Origin of the sequence: Streptomyces griseobrunneus (genome assembly GCF_046713465.1) — a bacterium.
GTDB classification, from domain to species: Bacteria; Actinomycetota; Actinomycetes; order Streptomycetales; family Streptomycetaceae; genus Streptomyces; species Streptomyces microflavus.
Genome location: NZ_CP177080.1, coordinates 2,250,225 through 2,268,630 on the forward strand (window position 1 = coordinate 2,250,225; position 18,406 = coordinate 2,268,630).

Below are 18,406 nucleotides of genomic sequence, written 5' to 3' on the forward strand. Positions count from 1 at the left end.
GCGTTTCACATGCCGTTCGCCAGCGCCGGGTGCAACCCGGGTCTGGAGAAGACCAGGGAAGCCGCCTGGGAATGGGCGGAAGCGGAGGGCCTCATTCTCTCCGTTCCGGCCCGCAGGAAGATGATCCGCACCCGGCCCGAACTCTGGATTTCCCTCATCTTCCCGAAAGCGTCGCAGCACCATCTGGACCTCTTCTGCCAATGGCTTTTCTGGGCCTTCCTGGTGGACGACGAGTTCGATGACGGACCTGCCGGACGTGACCCCCTGATGTGCGAGGCGGCGATCACCCGGCTGGTGGACGTGTTCGACGGGGCCGCGCCGCACGGGCCGATGGAGCAGGCGCTCGCCGGGCTGCGCGAGCGAACCTGCCGCGACCGCTCCCCCCAGTGGAACCGGCAGTTCCGACGGGACACGGCGGCCTGGCTCTGGACGTACTACGCCGAGGCGGTCGAGCGGGCGGCCGGGCAGGTGCCGAGCCGGGTGGACTTCGTCAAGCACCGCCGGGACTCGGTGGCCATGCAGCCGTTCCTGGATCTGCATGAGATCACCGCCGGAATCGATCTGCCGGATTCCGCCCGCAGCCTGCCCGCGTACATCGCCCTGCGGAACGCGGTGACCGATCATTCGGGGCTCTGCAACGACATCTGCTCGTTCGAGAAAGAGGCCGCGCTCGGCTACGAGCACAATGCGGTGCGGCTCATCCAGCGCGACCGCCGCTCCACACTCCAGGAAGCCGTCGACGAGGCCGGAATTCAGCTGGCACGTATTGCCGAGCGGGTGGTGCGGGCGGAAAAGGAGCTGATCGAGGAAATCGACGCGGCGGGAATCAGCGCCTCGACCCGGTCCGCCCTGGAACGCTGCGTACAGGACTACCGGGGGCTCGTGCGGGGCGACTTCGACTATCACGCACGCGCCGAGCGCTACACCCGCCCGGATCTGGTGGAGCTGGACGCGCGGAACTCGATGTCCCGGTATTTCGCCGCCTGAGAGCAGTCGCTCCCCGCGAGAGGCCAGGGGACTGGAAGGCGAAAGCGTTCCAGGCCCCTGGGACCGGGACACCGATCGGATCACATCGCGACCGATCGGGAAAGAACAGGTCCGGTCGGAAGCGATCACATGGAAGACTGTCCCCTGCAAGCATGTCCCGGGCCGCCCCACCGGCCGGGCCGACCACTGCGTCGTGCCCCCGGTCAGCGACCGACCGGTCGGAATGCTATGTCTTCCACCACAGTCCCCGGGGAAATCACACGTGAGATCACAGCGAAGAATATGGACCACGGCTGCCGTCGCGACCGCGGCCGTGACGGGCGTCCTGGTGTTCCAGGGCGTGACGGACGGCTCCGGCACCGGCGGTGACGCGGACGCCAAGTCCGCTCCCGCGGAAGCGGACGTGTACCGGACCCCGCTGAAGACTTCCGAGGACGGCGCCTCCGCCTCCCTCGCGCAGCGCGACACCGAGCGGTTCAGCCTGCTCGGCGTCACCTGGACCGACCCCGCCGCCAAGGTGACCGGCCGGGTCGAGGCCCGTACCCGCTCCGCCTCCTCCGGCAGATGGACCGGCTGGCTGCCCCTGGACACCGAGATCGACGGGCGCACCGAGGCCGGCCGGCCCGGCGTCCGGGGCACCACCGAACCGCGCTGGGTCGGCCCCTCGAACGGCGTCGAGGTCCGGATCAGCGCCGCGGACGGCGTCAAGGCCGGGCTGCCCGAAGGGCTGCGACTGGACACCGTCGACCCGGGCGGCAGCGCCACCCCGCTCGCCGCCGAACCGGCCGCGTTCGCCGTCGAGGAGACACCGACCGAGGAGCCGCCGCCCGGCGAGGAGACCCCGACGGCCACCCCGACGACGGAGGAGCCGACCGAGGAGCCCTCCCCCTCGCCCACCCCGACCACCGAGTCCCCCGAACCGACGCCCCCGAGCCCCACGCCGAGCGTGACCACCGAGTCCCCGACGCCGACCGCCTCACCGACGCCCAGCGCCTCCTCGACTCCGCCGCGGCCGCCCGGCCCGCCGTCCACGGTCCCGCAGCCGCCGATCGTCTCGCGGGTCGCCTGGCAGGCGGACGAGTCGCTCAACAGCGAGTCGCCGGACTACCTGGACAAGGTCAAGGCCGTCTTCGTCCACCACACCGCGCAGACCAACTCATACTCCTGCGCCGACTCCGCGGCCATCGTGCGCGGGCTGCACACGTACCACGTGAAGTCGAACGGCTGGAAGGACCTCGGCTACAACTTCGTGGTCGACAAGTGCGGCACGATCTTCGAGGGCCGCAAGGGCGGTGTGGACCAGGCCGTGCTGGGCGCGCACACCTACGGCTTCAACCGGGACACCTCCGGGATCGCCCTGATCGGCATGCACACGGACACCGCGGCCGCGAGCGCCGCGACCACCGCGGTCGCCCGGGTCGCCGCCTGGAAGCTCGGCCAGTACCAGGGCGATCCGACGGGCACGGTCCAGCTGACCGCCGGGGCCGCGGGCGGAAACTTCTTCGGGACGAAATTCGCCGCCGGCGAGGCGTACCCCTTCCAGCAGATCTCCGGACACCGGGACGGGTTCAACACCCAGTGCCCCGGCGGTAGTCTCTACGGCCAGCTCCCCGCCATCCGCTCCCTGGCCGGCGGATCCGTCACCGGGCTCGCCATCGCCTCGGTGACCGGAGCGAGCGCCTCCGGCTCCACGTACTACACGAAGTCGGCCGTCACCGTCGGCTGGAAGGCGACCACCCCCGCCTCCTTCGTCAAGAGTTACGAACTGCTCGTCGGCGGCAAGCCGGTGGCCACCGTCAAGGGCAGCGTCACCACGGCTCCGGCCACCCTCCCGCTCGGCAAGCACTCCGTGCAGGTGCGGGCCACCCACCAGTCGGGCAAGGTGACCACATCGGCCGCGGCCACGGTCGTCGCCGAGCGGACGGCCCCCGTCTTCTCCACCAAGCCGGCCCTCACACTGCGCACCGGCACGGTGAACACGGGCGGCGTCCCGCTCACCCTGACGTGGAAGGCCACCGACTCCGCCGCCCTCAAGGAGGTCCGGCTCACCGCCCCCGTCGCCAAGACGTACGGCCCGACGACGGGCAGCGCCTCGCACACCGCGAAGTCCGGCGCGGCGACCGCCTGGAAGATGACGGCGTACGACCGTGCGGGCAACACTGCCGCCGCCTCGGTCTCCGGCACCCCGATCATCCTCCAGGAGTCCGCCGCCAAGAAGACCGGGACGTGGACGACGAAGTCCTCCGCCAGCTACCTGGGCGGCAAGTCGTACTCCAGCACCGCCAAGGGCGCCAGCCTGACCTGGACGTTCACCGGCCGTTCAGCCGCCTGGGTGGTGTCGCGGGCCGCCACTTCGGGGCAGGCGTACGTCTATGTCGACGGCACGAAGGTCGCCACGGTGGATCTGAAGTCCTCCGCCACCAAGTACCGGGACGCGATCTGGACGAAGTCCTGGTCCGCCGGCGCCAAGCACACGGTCAAGATCGTGGTGGTCGGGACGAAGGGCCGCCCGGCCCTCACCACGGACGGACTGGTCTATCTGAAGTAAGCAAGGCTCCACCACCGCACCGCGAGAGGGGTTGGCACGCACCATGTCCGACATCGGGGCGGGGAATCCCCCGCGGGCCAGGACAGTGCAGGGCACCGTGCGCGGTGCGGTGGAGGGGGGTGTCGCGGTCTTCCGCGGCATCCCGTACGCGGCTGCGCCGGTGGGCGCGCGGAGGTTCCGCGCGCCGGAGCCGCCGGAGCCGTGGGAGGGCGTGCGCGACACGGTCGTGTTCGGGCCTACGGCCCCCAAGCGGCCCTACGCCCCGCCGCTGGACCGGCTGCTGCCGGACCCGGAGGTGCCGGGCGAGGAGTGGCTCAACCTCAACGTGTGGACGCCGTCCACCGAAGGCGACGGGCTCCCCGTCCTCGTGTGGATCCACGGCGGTTCGCTGCTGCACGGTTCCTCGGCGGTGCCGGTGTACGACGGGTCGGCGTTCGCCCGGGACGGGGTGGTGCTCGTCTCGGTCAACTACCGCCTGGGCGTCGAGGGCTTCGGACTCTTCCCGGACGCGCCCGCCAACAGGGGGCTGCTGGACCAGCTGGCCGCCCTGGAGTGGGTGCGGGACAACATCGCGGCGTTCGGCGGCGATCCGGACCGGGTGACGGTGGCCGGGGAGTCGGCGGGGGCGGTCTCCATCGCGGCCCTGCTGGCGACGGAGCGTTCGGCGGGCCTGTTCCGGCGGGCGGTGCTCCAGAGCGGGGCGCCCGCCGCCCTCACCCCGGACGCCGCGCGCGGGACGACCGAGCTGATCGCCAAGCGGCTCGGCGTCCCCGCCACCGCCGCCGCGCTGGCCGCCGTGGGCCCGCACGCGCTGCTGACCGCGCAGACCGAGGTGACGAGCGGCGGCAACCCGCTGACCGGCCGCAACTCGTTCCAGCTCGTGGTGGACGGCGAGTTGCTGACCCAGGACCCGGCCGAGGCGCTGCACACGGGCGCGGCCACCGGGGTCGGCCTGCTGATGGGGACGAACACCGAGGAGTACCGGCTCTGGTTCGTCCCCGGCGGCCTGACGGAACGGATCACCAGGCTGAAGCTCCGCCTGGCCCTGCTGAAGTTCAAGGTCCCGAACGCCACCGCCCGCGTCTACCGGGCCAACCGCCCCGACGCCACACCCGGTGAGATCCTCGGCGCGCTCGCCACGGACCTGCTGCTGCGGCTCCCGCTCAACCGGCTGGCCGACGCGCGGGCCGGTGCCCCGGCGTCCACGCACGTCTACGAGTTCGGCTGGCCCTCCCCCGTACAGCGGCTCGGCGCCTGCCACGCGCTGGAGCTCGGGTTCGTCTTCGACACCCTCGCCCACCCCGACACCATGGCCCTGACCGGCCCGGACGCCCCGCAGGAGCTGGCGGACGCGATGCACCGGGCGTGGGTGGACTTCGCGACGACGGGTGACCCGGGGTGGCCGTCCTGGGACACGTCCCGGCCGGTGCAGTTCTTCGGCCCGGGCGCCCCGGCCCTCGTCCTGGCCCCGCGCGACGACGAGTTGCGGGGCTGGGAGCCGTACCGGAAGCGGGATTAGGGCCTAGGGCCGCATCGAGATCCAGTGCGGGTCGGGGACCACGGTGAGGATCGCCGAGACGACCACGACCGCTCCCAGCACGGCCTGTTCACGGCGGGCCAGGCGGTGGGCGAGGGCCGGGTCGGTGTCCCGGAGCATCCGCCGCCGGGCCGCCACCGCCAGCGCGCTCACCACCGTCATCAGCGCCAGCTTGACCAGCAGGGTGCGGCCGTAGGCGGAGGTGAACACCACGTCCAGCGGCAGCCTCCGCAGGGTGGAGGCGGTCCCGGTGGCGGCGAGCGCGACGTACAGCCAGATCGCCAGGCGCGCGTACCGGCCGAGCAGTGCGCGGGCGGCGACGGGTGACCCGCGCCAGAGCCACATGGTCCGCAGGACGTAGAGCAGGCCTCCGGTCCACAGGGACGCGGCGGTCAGGTGGACGACGGTGAGCGCGGCGCCGATCTCCGGGCTGTACGCCTCCGGATGGGCACGGATCGCCTCCGCGCCGATGACGACGGCGAGCGGGGCGAGGGCCAGGGCGGGACGCTTGCTCGCGGCGCATCCGGCGGCGAGGACCAGGCCGTTGGCGATGAGGAGGAGCAGCCCGCCGTCCCGGGTGGCGTACGTCTCGGTGATCCCGAGACCGCTGACGGCGGCGAGCTGGACGATCTGCCCGGCCGCGACGGCCGCCCCGGCGAGCGCGGCGTACACGGACCAGCTCCGCACGGCGGTACGGGGGCGGCCGCGGACCGGCCGGACGAGCTGCGGGGCGAGCAGCTCGCCGAGGTGCACGGCGAGCGCGGTGAACAGGACGGTTCGGAGCAGGGTGGTGAGCCCCGCGCCGGGTATCCGCAGCTCCCCGGTGCCGCGCGCGACGAGCCCGGGTCCGAACAGGGCCATGAGGAGCGCCAGGAGAGCGGCGGTGGCCAGGGAGGCCGGGAGAAGGAACCGGGAGCGGCTGCCGGAGCCGTCACCGGAGGGCACCGCGTCGGACGGCACAGCGGCCGGCGGCGCGTCGGGACCGGTCGGAGCGGTCCGTGCGGCCGGATCGGCGGGAGATCCGGAGAACATCACGGCTCGATCCTCTCCGGTGGACGAACACACGGCAAACGGCGCAGGCCCCCGGCCGGACCAGCGTGGCCGGGGGTCCTGCGGCGACTCAGGCCTTGTTCCGCGAGGCCCAGAACTCGTCGAAGGTGAGCAGGCCGTCCCCGTTGGCGTCGTGGGCGTTGATGATCGCCTGTGCCACCGTCTCGGTGACGAACGGGTCGCCCAGCTGCGCCATCGCGCTCTTGTACTCGTTCGCCGTGATGAGCCCGTCGCCGTTCGCGTCGAACTTCTGGAATGCCGTCCGCGCCGACTCGATGTCCGCCACAGTTCCGCCCCTTCGTGGTGCCGATTGTCGGGGTCAGATTATCGGGCCGTACGGGTGACGGAAGCGGCGGCCGGGGAGTGGAGCCCCGGACGGTGCGCCGCCCGTGACATCAGCTCAGCAGCTCCGTGGCCGTCACCGCGCGCAGGCCGCGCCGGCCGATCTCGGTGAGGAGCAGGGGCAGCGCGGCGACGGTGACCGGGCGGGCGAGGCCGAGCCCCACCACGGAGCCGTTCCGGAGCTCGCCCGTCACCTTGCGGGTGACGGCCGGTACCCCGCTCGCCAGGTGGTCGAGGGACTCCACGTCGTACGAGAGGACGTGCGGGTACCCGGCCCGCCGGGCGAGGCGCTGGACGAGCGGGGTGGTGGCCGGGCCGGGCGAGGGGCGGAACCAGGTGCCCATGGAGCCGGTGAGCCGGCGCAGCCGCCGGGCGCAGTCGGTGATCTCCTCGTACGCCGTGCGCTCGTCCAGGGCGGCGAGGTCCCGGTGGTTCTGGGTGTGGTTGCCGATCTCGTGGCCGCCGTCGAGGATCCGGCGGGCCATGCCGGGGTGCGCGTCGAGCCAGCTGCCGACGGCGAGGACGGTGACCCGGGCCCCGGCCCCCTCGATGCGGGCGAGCGCGGCGCGGGCGAGGTCCGGGTCGCCCCGGCCCTCGAAGGTGAGGGCGACCCGGGGCCGGTCGCGGGGACCGTGGGTGATGAGGACGGGCTGCCCGGGGAAGCGGCGGGGCTCGGCGGGGGCGGAGGCGTACGGGGGCGAGGGTGCGGGCGCCCCGGCGGCCGCGGTCGTCCCGCCCCCGTCGCCCCGTGTGCAGCCCGTCGCGAGGGCGGCGGCCGTGAGCAGTCCGGCCCCGGTGCCCAGCGCGTCGCGGCGGCGCATCGGCGCCCTGCGTCCGTCCATGCCCGGCCACCTCGCCTTCCCTGGAGTACCCGGGACACAGTAGAGGGGGAAGGGGTTAAATATGACGATTGACCGATTGCCGGAATGATCTATGAATCATTCGAGGGGTGCCATAAGAATGCATTGAAAGCCAGGCGAGTGACCCACCCCACCTGCGATTCAGCCAAGAAATGCCCGATTGGCACGAGAATCACCCGACATGCCTCTTTGGCACCGGGGTCGCCCGTCTGCCATAGTCGGAGCCACGACCCCCATTGACCCGGGCCGAGGTCGTCACGAGCGGCCGTGAACACACCCCACATTTCACGGCCCCCACAGAAGCCCCCGCAGCGCCGCACCACGGCCGACCGGGGGCTTCTGTGCATCCCGGGGCCTCCCGAGGCGCTCCCCGAGACCCGCCGCAGCCCCCGCGGCCTCACGTGTCAGCGGTCGGAGATCCGCATCTCGAACCAGGTGATCTTGCCGCGCGGCAGCAGATCCACCCCCCAGCGGTCGGAGAGCTTGTCGACGAGGAAGAGCCCCCGCCCGCTGATGTCCGTCTCGCGCACCGGCATCAGACACGGCAGCCCGCGCGAGGGATCACGCACCTCGATCCGGATCCAGCCCCGGCGGCGCACCATCCGTAACCCGAAGACGCGGGCACCGGTGTGGCGTACCGCGTTGCCGACGAGCTCGGAGACGAGCAGCACCGCGTACTCCGCGGTCTGCGGCGAGAGGGCCCACTGCCGGAGCACGACGCAGGAGGTGATCCGGCGGGCGGTCGCCGCGGACTCCGGCCGCGACGGCAGCCGGACTTCCTCCTCGGTCGGATTTCCGAACAACTCCAGCGCCTTGAACGCCTGTTCGTCGTCCATACCCGACGTCCAGCGTGCCGCAGTCGCGCTGCTGCGCGGTCGCGGCTGATCCACATCCTCCAGGCCCGCCATGCCCACCATCATGGACGCACACTCCGCCCTCCGGGGCCGTTCCGAGGGAATCCGCCCCCCGGAACACCCCATTCCACAAAGGGCAATTGACATATGCCGCTGGCAGAACGGCGTCTTTCGTGGCCCAGGTGAGCTGCGGTGATGAACCAGCCGGGCGGGATTGCCCCCAGGGGGACGGCACCGGGCCTTAAGGTTGCCTTAAGGCCCGGATAAACCGCCCGGAGGGATGAATCCGCGTCAGAAGTGCATCCGGAACGCGGCGGCCGCCCGGCGCCCGCTCAGAGGAACTGCGCCTTGCCGGGGCCCTCCTCCACGAAGCTGCGCATCCCCCGCTCGCGGTCCTCGGTGGCGAACAGCCCGGCGAACCAGTTCCGCTCGACGGTGAGCCCGGTGTCGATGTCCGTCTCCAGTCCGGCGTCCACCGACTCCTTGGCCGCGCGCAGCGCCAGCGCGGGCCCCTTCGCCAGCTTGGCGGCCCAGGCGTGCGCCTGCTCGTAGACCTCGGCGGCGGGCACCACCCGGTCCACCAGGCCGAGCGTCAGGGCCTCCTCCGCCTTGACCATGCGGCCGGTGAAGATGAGGTCCTTGGCCCGGGACGGGCCGATCAGCCGGGCGAGGCGCTGGGTGCCGCCGGCGCCCGGGATCAGCCCCAGCAGGATCTCCGGCTGGCCGAGCTTGGCGTTGTCCGCGGCGATGCGGAAGTCGGCGCAGAGGGCCAGTTCGCAGCCGCCGCCGAGCGCGTAGCCGGTGACGGCGGCGACGACGGGCTTGGGGATGCGGGCGACGGCGGTGAAGGAGTCCTGGAGCGCCTTGGACCGCACGACCATCGCCGTGTGGTCCATCGCTTGCATCTCCTTGATGTCCGCACCGGCCGCGAACACCTTCTCGCCGCCGTAGAGGATCACCGCGCGCACGTCCTCGCGGCGGGTGGCCTCCTCGGCGAGCTCCCGCAGCCGGTCCTGGACCGCCACGTCCAGGGCGTTCATCGGTGGCCGGTCCAGCCGGATGGTCCCGACGTTGTCGCGTACTTCGAGGGTCACAGTCATGCAGGCAGGTTAACCAGTGCTAACGCGGGCGGGCCCGGTGCCGTTGGTCACAGCACCGGGCCCGCCGGGGTCGTACGGGAAGTCGCGGAGGAAGTCCTACTTCTTCCACTCCTCCCAGTCCATGTTCCAGCCGTTGAGCCCGTTGTCGGGCGCGATCTGCTTGTCCTTGGAGTTCTTCACGATGACCACGTCACCGATGATCGACTTGTTGTAGAACCAGGCCGCCGGGGTCTGGTTGTCGTAGCCGCCCCGCACATCGCGCAGACCGACACAGCCGTGGCTGGTGTTGGTGTTGCCGAAGATGGAGGACGCGCCCCAGTAGTTGCCGTGCAGGAAGGTGCCCGAGGTGGAGAGCCGCATGGCGTGCGGCACGTCCTTGATGTCGTACTCGCCGCCGAAGCCGACGGTGTCGCCGTTCATCCGGGTCACCTTGAGCTTCTCGCTGATGACCATCTGACCGTTGTACGTGGTGGTCGCCGGGGCGCCCGCGGAGATCGGGATGTCCTTGATCTGCTTGCCGTCGCGGACGACCTTCATCCGCTTCGAGCTCGCGTCGACGGTGGAGACCTGGCTGCGGCCGATGGTGAACTGCACCTTCCTGGCCTGCTTGCCGTAGACCCCGGGCCGTCCCTCCACGCCGTCCAGGTGGAGCTCCACGGTCACCTTGGTGCCCGGTGCCCAGTACTTCTCCGGGCGGAAGTCGAGGCGGTCGTTGCCGAACCAGTGGCCCTCGATCTCGACGGCCGGCTCGGCGGTGACCTTGATGGCCTTCTCCACCGCGGCCGGCTCGGTGATGCCCCGGGTGAAGTTGATCGAGACCGGCATGCCGACCCCGACGGTGGAGCCGTCCTCCGGCGTGTAGTGCCCGATGAAGGTGTTCTCCGGCACCAGCGTGGTGAAGGTGGTGTCCTTGGCCGACTCACGGCCCTTCGCGTCCTTGGCGACCGCGTGCACCGCGTACTTGGTGGCGGCGGCGAGGTGCCGCTCCGGCACCCAGCTCGCGCCGTCCGCCGCGATCTCGCCCGCGACCGCGTTGCCCTTGGGATCGGCGACCTTGACCGTGGTCAGCTTGCCCTGCGCGGCGGTGATCTTCAGCGCGCCGCTGGTCGCCACGGACTCCGCGCCGTCCTCCGGCGCGATGGTCACCACCGCCTGCGAGGCCGTGGTGTCCTCCGCCTTCGAGCCGCTCTTGCCGCCGCCCTTGCTTCCCGCTTCCGCGTCCCCGCCGCACGCCGTCACCAGCAACAGCATGGCGCCCAGGGCCAGGGCCCGAGGCCCCGATCCGCCGCGCCGCTTCCTGCCCCCGGCCGATGCCCCCGATATCGGCTGCACGTTCACTGTGGTGTCTCCCCTCGCTGGGCCTGGCATCGCCATGGCCCGCATCCCCCGCGCGCTGCTCATACGCGCTCCACCGCAAGATAATCACACCGTGGGCGGGGTGGATCCCCTCCGGAATGTCACCGTTCCGTCCCAAGTGGCGGGGAGAGCCGTGCAGGTGGGGAGGGGTGCCGGGCGCCCCCGGGGCGGGGGCGCCCGGGGCAGGCGTCGTCAGCGCAGGGCGGAGCCCGCCTTCCACTTCTTCCAGCCCATGTTCCAGCCGCTGAGCCCGTTGTCCGGCGCGACCTTCCTGTCCTTCGAGTTGACGACCTCCACCACGTCCCCGATCAGGGTCCGGTCGAAGAACCAGCCGCCCGGCGTGGTGGCGCTGCCGCCCTTCGCGTCGCGCAGCCCGATGCAGCCGTGGCTGACGTTCTCCTCGCCGAAGACCTCTTCGTCGGCCCAGTAGTTGCCGTGCAGGAAGGTGCCGGAGGTGGTGAGCCGGATGGCGTGCGGGACGTCCTTGATGTCGTACTCGCCCTTGCCCTTCTTGTCCGTGAAGCCGACGGTGGCGCCGTTCATCCGGGTCACCTCGTGCAGCTCGGTGACGACCATCTTCCCGTTGTACGTGGTCGTCTTCGGGGCCCCCGCGGTGATCGGGACCGTGCTGACCAGCTCCCCGTCGCGGCGCACCTCCATCGTCTTGGCCTCCGCGTCGACCAGGGAGACCTGGGAGCGGCCGACGGTGAAGGTGACCTTCTTGTCCTGGCTGCCGTAGACCTCGGGGGCGCCCTCCACGTCCCGCAGGCCGATGTCCACGGTGACCTCCGTGCCCGGCTTCCAGTACTTCTGCGGGCGGAAGTCGAGCCGGTCCTTGCCGAACCAGTGGCCGACGACCTCCACCGCCGGATCGGACGTCACCCGGATGGCCTTCTGCACCGCCGCGCGGTCGGCGATGGGGCGGTTGAAGGAGAAGGAGACGATCATGCCCGTCCCCACGGTGGACCGGTTCTCCGGTTTGAAGTAGCCGATGAAGCGGTGCTCGGGGACGAGCGTGGTGAACGTGGCACGGCGGGCCGAGCGCTGTCCGGCCGCGTCCACCGCCACCGCGTCGATGCTGTACTTCGCCGCCAGGGCGAGCCGGGCCACGCCGGGCTCCGGGTTCCAGGAGAGGCCGTCCGCGGCGATGCGCCCGGCCACGGTCTGCTGCTGGGCGTCCTCGATCCGCATCACCTTGACGCTCTCCAGCCGGCCGTCGGGGATCTTCACCCGGATCCGGGTCTCGGCGTCGACCTCCTTCGCCCCGTCCTCGGGAAAGATGCTGATCGCATCCTGGGGAGAGCCCGGTTTGCCGTTGAGCAGGGCCTCTCTCGTATCGGTGCATCCGGTCAGCAGGACCAGCACGGTGAGCAGTCCTGCCCATGTCAGCACGGCGGCCGAGCCCGCCCGTGCGCTCTTCGCTACGTGGTTCACGTTTCCCCCAACGACCAGGGCCGGTCGGGGGAAACGTGAGTGCGGGGCCCGCGGTGGGCAGAACAGAGGGAAGGACTACCAGGAGAGGGCCGCGGCCGGGACGTCGCGCGCCCCCTTTCCGGTGCCCGTCCTCATGAGCCGCGGGAGGCGACACGGTGTCGAGCGCAGCCGAGCAGGAGGCAGTACAGGAACCGGCCGGGAGGGCGGTGAGGCCCGGGGAACCACCGGGCGTCCCCGAACCCGGCACCGTACGCACGGAGGACTCGAACGGCCTGCGCGTGGAGGTCACGGAAGCCCTGCGCGCCGAGCCCCGGGCCCCCGTCGTGTGGCCCGGGGCGCCGATGCCGCTCGGGGCCCGCTTCCGGGTCGGACCGGACGGGGTGGCGGGCACCAACTTCGCGCTCTGGGCCGGTGGGGCCGAGGCGGTCGAGCTGTGCCTCTTCGACGAGCACGGCACCGAGACCCGCTGCCCGCTGACCGAGCTGACCCACGAGATCTGGCACGGCTTCCTGCCGGGCGTCCGGGCGGGCCGGCGCTACGGCTACCGGGTGCACGGCCGCTGGGACCCGTGGACGGGGGCCCGCTGGAACGCGGCCAAGCTGCTGCTCGACCCGTACGCCCGTGCGGTCGACGGCGACTTCACCCTGCCGCCCGAGGTCTACGGGCACGTCCGGGACTGGCCGCAGCAGCATGTCGCCGACACCGTGCGCGACGACCGGGACTCCGCGCCCCACGTGCCCAAGGGCGTGGTCGTCCACGATGACGACGACTGGGTGGAGGACCGCCGGCCCAAGACCCCGTGGGCCGACTCCGTCATCTACGAACTCCACGTACGCGGCTTCACCAAGCTCCACCCGGACATCCCGCCCGAGCTGCGCGGCACGTACGCCGGTCTCGCGCACCCGGCCGCGATCGACCACCTGACGCGGCTGGGGGTGACGGCGGTGGAGCTGCTGCCGGTCCACCAGTTCGCCCACGAGGACCATCTGCTGCGGCGCGGGCTGCACAACTACTGGGGCTACAACTCCATCGGCTACTTCGCCCCGCACGCCGGCTACTCCGCCTCCGGCTCGGCGGGCGGGCAGGTCGGCGAGTTCAAGCGGATGGTGCACGCCCTGCACAGCGCCGGGATCGAGGTCATCCTCGACGTCGTCTACAACCACACCGCCGAGGCCGGTGAGCTCGGCCCGATGCTCTCCCTGCGCGGCATCGACAACCGCGGCTACTACCGCCTCCAGAACGACCCCCGCCGCTACGCCGACTACACCGGCTGCGGCAACACCCTGCACGTGGTCCAGCCCCAGGTGCTGCGGCTCATCACCGACTCGCTGCGCTACTGGGTCACCGAGATGGGCGTCGACGGCTTCCGCTTCGACCTGGCGGCGGCGCTCGCCCGCTCGATGCACGACGTCGACATGCTCTCCCCGTTCCTCGCGGTGATCGCCCAGGACCCGGTGCTGCGCCGGGTCAAGCTGATCGCCGAGCCGTGGGACGTCGGCAACGGCGGATACCAGGTGGGTGCCTTCCCGCCCCTGTGGACCGAGTGGAATGACCGCTACCGCGACGCCGTGCGCGACTTCTGGCGCGGCGCGCTCCCCGACGTACGGGATCTCGGCTACCGGCTGACCGGCTCCAGCGACCTGTACGCCTGGGGCGGCCGGCGCCCGTACGCCTCGGTCAACTTCGTCACCGCCCACGACGGCTTCACCCTGCGCGACCTGGTCAGCTACGAGCAGAAGCACAACGAGGCCAACGGCGAGGGCAACCGGGACGGGACGAGCGACAACCGGGCGTGGAACTGCGGGGCCGAGGGCGAGACCAGCGACCCGGAGATCAACGCGCTGCGCCGCCGCCAGCTCCGCAACCTGCTGACCACCCTGCTGCTCTCCACCGGGGTGCCGATGCTGGTGGCGGGCGACGAGATGGGCCGTACGCAAGGCGGCAACAACAACGCCTACTGCCAGGACAACGAGATCGGCTGGCTGGACTGGTCACTGCTGGAGCAGCCCGAGTGGCGGGGACTGACCGAACTGACGGCCCGGGTGCTGAAGCTGCGCCACACCCATCCGGTGCTGCGCCGCCGCGCGTTCTTCTCCGGCCGGGCCCAGGCGCCGGACGGGCTGCGGGACCTGGCGTGGTTCACCAGGGACGGCCGGGAGATGACGGAGGGCGACTGGTACGCGCCCGCCGCCACGCTCGGCCTCTACCTCTCCGGGCGGGACATCCCGGGGCGGGACGCGCGGGGCGAGCCGGTCACCGACGACAGCTTCCTGGCGGTGCTGCACGCGGGGGCGGAACCGGTCGCCTTCGAGCTGCCGGGAGCCCCGTGGGCGGCGGCGTACGAACTGGTCCTGGACACCTCCCGGGAGGACCAGGCCGAACCGCCCGGCACGGTCCTCGAAGGCGGTAGGGCGATGACGGTCCCGGCCCGCTCGGTGCTGCTCCTGCGGGTGACGGCGTAACAGGAAGGGGGAATCAGCCGAGGATGCCCCGGTCGTAGCCGACGGCGACGGCCGCGGCCCGGTCCTTGGCGCCGAGCTTGGCGAAGATGTGGGTGAGGTGGGTCTTCACGGTTGCCTCGCTGATGAAGAGTTCGGCGGCGATCTCCCGGTTGGTGGTCCCCCGCGCCACCAGCACCAGCACCTCGCGCTCCCGGGCCGAGAGCGACGCGTCGGCGGGGGCGGCGGGGGCGCGGACCCGGGTCATCAGCCGGGAGGCGACGGCGGGCGACAGGACGCTGCGCCCGTCGGCGGCGGCCCGGACGGCGGCGAACAGTTCCTCGCGCGGGGCGTCCTTGAGCAGATAGCCGGTGGCGCCCGCCTCGATCGCGGGGAGGGTGTCGGAGTCGGTGTCGTACGTGGTCAGCACCAGGACCTGGGAACGGGCCCCGCGCCGGGTCAGCTCGGCGATGGCGGCCACTCCCCCGCCGCCGGGCATCCGCAGGTCCATCAGGACGACGTCGGGGTCCAGGCGTTCGGTGATGGCGAGGGCGTCGACACCGTCGGCCGCCTCGCCGAGGACCTCGAAGCCGGGTTCGGCGGTGAACATGCCGCGCAGCCCGTCCCGGACGACGGGGTGGTCGTCGGCGAGGACCAGGGTGATGGTGCGGGCGGGGTTCTCGGTCATGGCAAGGGCCACCGTACGGCCGGTCACGCCTGCCTGACCAGGGGGACCCGGGCCGAGACCGCCGTGCCGCCGCCCGGTTCCGACTCCACCTCGACCGTGCCCGCGATGCGTTCCGCGCGGGCCCGCATGCCACCGAGGCCGAATCCGCCGGTGCGGCCGGCCGGGGTGGCCGCCGCGGGGTCGAAGCCGCGGCCGTCGTCCCGTACATCCAGGGTCAGTTCGTCGTCGAGGCCCCGGCGTGCCGCCCCGCGTTGGCCAGGGCCTCGCCCGCGATGCGCAGGAGGGTGGCGGCGACCTCGTCGTGGACGGGTTCGGCGGTGCCGGTGACGGTGAAGTCGGCCCGTACGCGGTGCTGTTCGGCCCAGGTGGCGACCGTCTTCTCCAGGGCGCCGGTCAGCTCGTCGTGCTCCAGGGCGACGGGGGCCAGGTTGTGGACGGAGCGGCGGGCCTCGCCGAGGCTGTGGCGGGCGAGCGCGGCGGCCCTCTCCAGGTGGACGCGGGCGGTCTGCGGATCGCGGTCCGTGACGGAGGTGACGACCTGGAGCTGGGCGATGATCCCGGTGAGGCCCTGGGCGAGGGTGTCGTGGATCTCGGCGGCGAGCCGGCGCCGCTCGTCGTCGACACCGGCCTCACGGGCCTGGACGAGGAGCTGGGCGTGCAGGGCCGCGTTCTCCGCCATGGCCGCTTCCAGCCGGAGGTTGGTGCGCTCCAGCTCGGCGATGGTCGCGGCCTGGACGCGGGCCTTCTCCTCCTCCCGCAGGCCGACCTGCCAGAAGAAGAGGGCGAGGGTGACGTTGACGACGTACAGCACGGCGAAGGCGACCCAGTTCATCAGGGAGGGGGGCGGCAGGCCGCCGCTCTGCGAACCGGCCAGGGTGACGGCGGTGGTGAGCAGCCCGGCGCGGACGAAGCGCTTGGGCAGCAGGGGTTCGACGTCGAAGTAGCTGAGCGCCGCGTAGATCGCGAAGAACGGGTTGAGCCAGGACAGGGCGAAGGCGAGGGCGGTCCTCGCGGTGTAGTAGGCCACCCCGGCCGGGGCTCCCGGAGCGGTACGCGGGCGGGCCCGGCCCCACCAGACCTGGAGCCCGTACGCCGCGAGGGTCAGGGCCCCGGCCGCGTACATCTCGGTGCGGGTCATGATCAGGTCGGCGGCGACGGCCCCGACGAGGGTGGCGAGGGTGAGGACGGCGTAGGGCCCGTACCGGTGGAACTGCTCCCAGCGCTGCTCGGCCGTGACGGGGGTCGCCGGTCCCGGCACGTAGGGGGTGCGGCGGGGCGAGGACGTCATGCGGGCAGTCTCCCCCGGCCGCACCCTGTCCACCACGGCCGCCTCCGCTCCGCCCACACTCACTGCCACCGGAACATACGGCTCGCGGCGATGCCCGTGACGACGGTCCACAGGGTGAGGATCCCGAGGTGGATCAAGTCCGGCCGGCTCCCGGACGCGGCCTGCTCCAGAGCCTGGGAGGCGGCCCCGAACGGGGTGATCTCCACGATGCGGCGCAGGATGTCGGGCATCGCCTGGACGGGCAGCCAGACCCCGGCGGTGAACATCATCACCAGGTAGGCGACCGAGCCGACCGCGGTGGCCGCCTTCGCCGTCCGGGACAGCGCGCAGATCGTGGCGCCCAGGGTCAGCGCGGCGGCGACGGAGAGCAGCAGCGCAAGCAGATAGCCGGGGAGGTGTCCGGGCAGCGGGACCCCGTAGGCGGTCCGGCCGACGACGGTGACGAGGAGCGCGGAGCCGAGGCAGGCCGCGCCGTGCAGCAGGATCTGGGCGGCGAGCAGGGCGGACGGCCGCACCGGGGTGGCGGACATCCGGCGCAGGATGCCGCGCTCGCGGTAGGCGGTGAGGACCGGCGGCATCGCCTGGACCCCCGCCGTGATCATGGCGAGCAGGATCGAGATGGGGACGTACAGGTCGATGACGCGCCGTCCGCCGAGGTCGTCCTGCGCCTCCTTGAAGGCGGGCACGAAGCCGAGGATCACCAGGAGGACGGAGGGGAAGGCGAAGACCCAGAACAGACTGCCCGGTTCGCGGAGGAAGAGCCGGGTCTCGGCGATCAGGACGGCGGCCGCGGGAGAGCGTCGCCGGGCTGGGCGGGGCCCCGGGGTGGTGGCCGGTGCGGTGGTGGTCCCGGTCTGCATGTCAGGCGTCCTGTCCGGTGAGGTCGAGGAAGGCTTCGTCGAGGCTGGTCTCGGTGATGCGCAGCCGCCGGGCGGTGACGCCGAGTTCGGCGAGCAGGGCGACGAACGGGGTGACCGTGTCGTCGGTGCCGTGCAGCGTGAGCGTCCCCTCGCGGTCGGGCGGGGTCACGGACGCGACGCCGGGAAGCGCGGTGAGGCGGGTGAGGTCGGGGCCGGTCAGTGTCCGGGAGGGCACGAAGGAGATGACGGTGGAGCCGGTGGCCCGCCGGATCAGTCCGGCCGGGGTGTCCAGGGCGACGACCTTGCCCCGGTCGATGACGGCGATCCGGTCGCAGAGGCGCTGGGCCTCCTCCATGAAGTGGGTGACGAGCAGGACGGTCACCCCGCCGTCGCGGATCTCCTCGATGAGCTTCCAGGTGTCGCGGCGGGCGCGCGGGTCCAGGCCGGTGGTCAGCTCGTCGAGGACGACGACCTTCGGGTCGCCGATCAGGGCGAGCGCGATGAACAGGCGCTGCTTCTGGCCCCCGGAGAGCTTGGCGAAGCCCGTGGTGAGCTTCTCGTCGAGGCCGAGCCGGGCGGCGAGCGGGCGCCAGTCGACGGGGGCCGGGTAGAACGCGCTGTACAGCTCCAGCGCCTCCCGTACGGTCAGTTTGGCCTGGAGCTCGCTCTCCTGGAGCTGGGCGCCGAGCAGCCGCGTCACCCGGTCGTGGTCGGCGACGGGGTCGAGCCCGGCGACCTTGACGGTGCCCGCGTCGGGGATGCGCAGGCCCTCCACGCATTCGACGGTGGTGGTCTTGCCGGCCCCGTTGGGTCCGAGGATGCCGAAGATCTCGCCCTCGTCGACGGAGAAGGAGACGCCGTCGACCACATGGCGGCCCGCGTAGGTCTTGCGCACCGCGTCGACTTCGATGATTGCCATGCCCACCAGGGTTCCGGCGGGCGGGGGCGGGCGGTATCCGTCATCACGCCCGACGTCCCATCGGCCGATCGGTTGACCCGGGGGTACGACCGGGGCCCGCGGCTGGGCCCGGTCCGGTCCCGGCCGGAAATTGGGAGGACCGATG

14 protein-coding genes and 1 pseudogene are annotated in these 18,406 nt (G+C 72.1%); 4 read left to right on the forward strand and 11 right to left on the reverse strand.

The annotated features are described in order from the left end of the window. The first annotated feature begins 9 nt into the window (after positions 1-9). From ACK8N7_RS09825 to ACK8N7_RS09835, 3 genes are all read left to right on the forward strand, one after another. Complete coding sequence (locus tag ACK8N7_RS09825; protein WP_403209969.1) at positions 10-987, forward strand: terpene synthase family protein; 978 nt, start codon at positions 10-12, stop codon at positions 985-987. Positions 988-1,249: 262 nt separating this feature from the next. Then, entirely contained in the window at positions 1,250-3,535 is a 2,286-nt protein-coding gene (locus tag ACK8N7_RS09830) for an N-acetylmuramoyl-L-alanine amidase (RefSeq protein ID WP_403209967.1), read from the forward strand. Positions 3,536-3,578: 43 nt separating this feature from the next. Continuing rightward, positions 3,579-5,054, forward strand: coding sequence for a carboxylesterase/lipase family protein (locus ACK8N7_RS09835; RefSeq protein ID WP_403209965.1), 1,476 nt, complete (start codon positions 3,579-3,581; stop codon positions 5,052-5,054). 3 nt (positions 5,055-5,057) lie between these two features. On the opposite strand, the gene ACK8N7_RS09840 is transcribed toward ACK8N7_RS09835, so the two are convergent. From ACK8N7_RS09840 to ACK8N7_RS09870, 7 genes are all read right to left on the reverse strand, one after another. Then, complete coding sequence (locus ACK8N7_RS09840) at positions 5,058-6,104, reverse strand: CopD family protein (protein WP_500441921.1); 1,047 nt, start codon at positions 6,102-6,104, stop codon at positions 5,058-5,060. 88 nt (positions 6,105-6,192) lie between these two features. Next, complete coding sequence (locus tag ACK8N7_RS09845; protein WP_403209961.1) at positions 6,193-6,408, reverse strand: EF-hand domain-containing protein; 216 nt, start codon at positions 6,406-6,408, stop codon at positions 6,193-6,195. Positions 6,409-6,517: 109 nt separating this feature from the next. Further along, the gene (locus tag ACK8N7_RS09850) at positions 6,518-7,306 is read right to left on the reverse strand and encodes a polysaccharide deacetylase family protein (protein WP_500441923.1); all 789 of its coding nucleotides are present in this window, start codon (positions 7,304-7,306) and stop codon (positions 6,518-6,520) included. 422 nt (positions 7,307-7,728) lie between these two features. Next, entirely contained in the window at positions 7,729-8,244 is a 516-nt protein-coding gene (locus tag ACK8N7_RS09855; RefSeq protein WP_403209957.1) for an ATP-binding protein, read from the reverse strand. Positions 8,245-8,510: 266 nt separating this feature from the next. Next, on the reverse strand, positions 8,511-9,278 hold the full coding sequence (locus ACK8N7_RS09860) for an enoyl-CoA hydratase/isomerase family protein (RefSeq protein ID WP_031122867.1): 768 nt from the start codon (positions 9,276-9,278) through the stop codon (positions 8,511-8,513). A 96-nt stretch (positions 9,279-9,374) separates the two neighbouring features. Further along, positions 9,375-10,616, reverse strand: coding sequence for a L,D-transpeptidase (locus ACK8N7_RS09865; RefSeq protein ID WP_403209953.1), 1,242 nt, complete (start codon positions 10,614-10,616; stop codon positions 9,375-9,377). A 210-nt stretch (positions 10,617-10,826) separates the two neighbouring features. Further along, positions 10,827-12,068, reverse strand: a complete 1,242-nt coding sequence (locus ACK8N7_RS09870; protein ID WP_403209951.1) for a L,D-transpeptidase — start codon at positions 12,066-12,068, stop codon at positions 10,827-10,829. 155 nt (positions 12,069-12,223) lie between these two features. On the opposite strand from ACK8N7_RS09870, the gene glgX reads away from it, so the two are divergent. Then, entirely contained in the window at positions 12,224-14,530 is a 2,307-nt protein-coding gene (glgX, locus tag ACK8N7_RS09875; RefSeq protein WP_403209949.1) for a glycogen debranching protein GlgX, read from the forward strand. Positions 14,531-14,543: 13 nt separating this feature from the next. On the opposite strand, the gene ACK8N7_RS09880 is transcribed toward glgX, so the two are convergent. From ACK8N7_RS09880 to ACK8N7_RS09895, 4 genes and pseudogenes are all read right to left on the reverse strand, one after another. Next, the gene (locus ACK8N7_RS09880) at positions 14,544-15,194 is read right to left on the reverse strand and encodes a response regulator (RefSeq protein ID WP_500441926.1); all 651 of its coding nucleotides are present in this window, start codon (positions 15,192-15,194) and stop codon (positions 14,544-14,546) included. Positions 15,195-15,217: 23 nt separating this feature from the next. Next, positions 15,218-16,482: pseudogene (locus ACK8N7_RS09885) on the reverse strand (sensor histidine kinase). 59 nt (positions 16,483-16,541) lie between these two features. Then, a complete protein-coding gene (locus ACK8N7_RS09890; RefSeq protein WP_403209943.1) occupies positions 16,542-17,342 on the reverse strand; it encodes an ABC transporter permease in 801 nt (266 codons plus the stop codon). Position 17,343: 1 nt separating this feature from the next. Beyond that, a complete protein-coding gene (locus ACK8N7_RS09895) occupies positions 17,344-18,261 on the reverse strand; it encodes an ABC transporter ATP-binding protein (RefSeq protein ID WP_403209941.1) in 918 nt (305 codons plus the stop codon). Positions 18,262-18,406 lie beyond the last annotated feature (145 nt).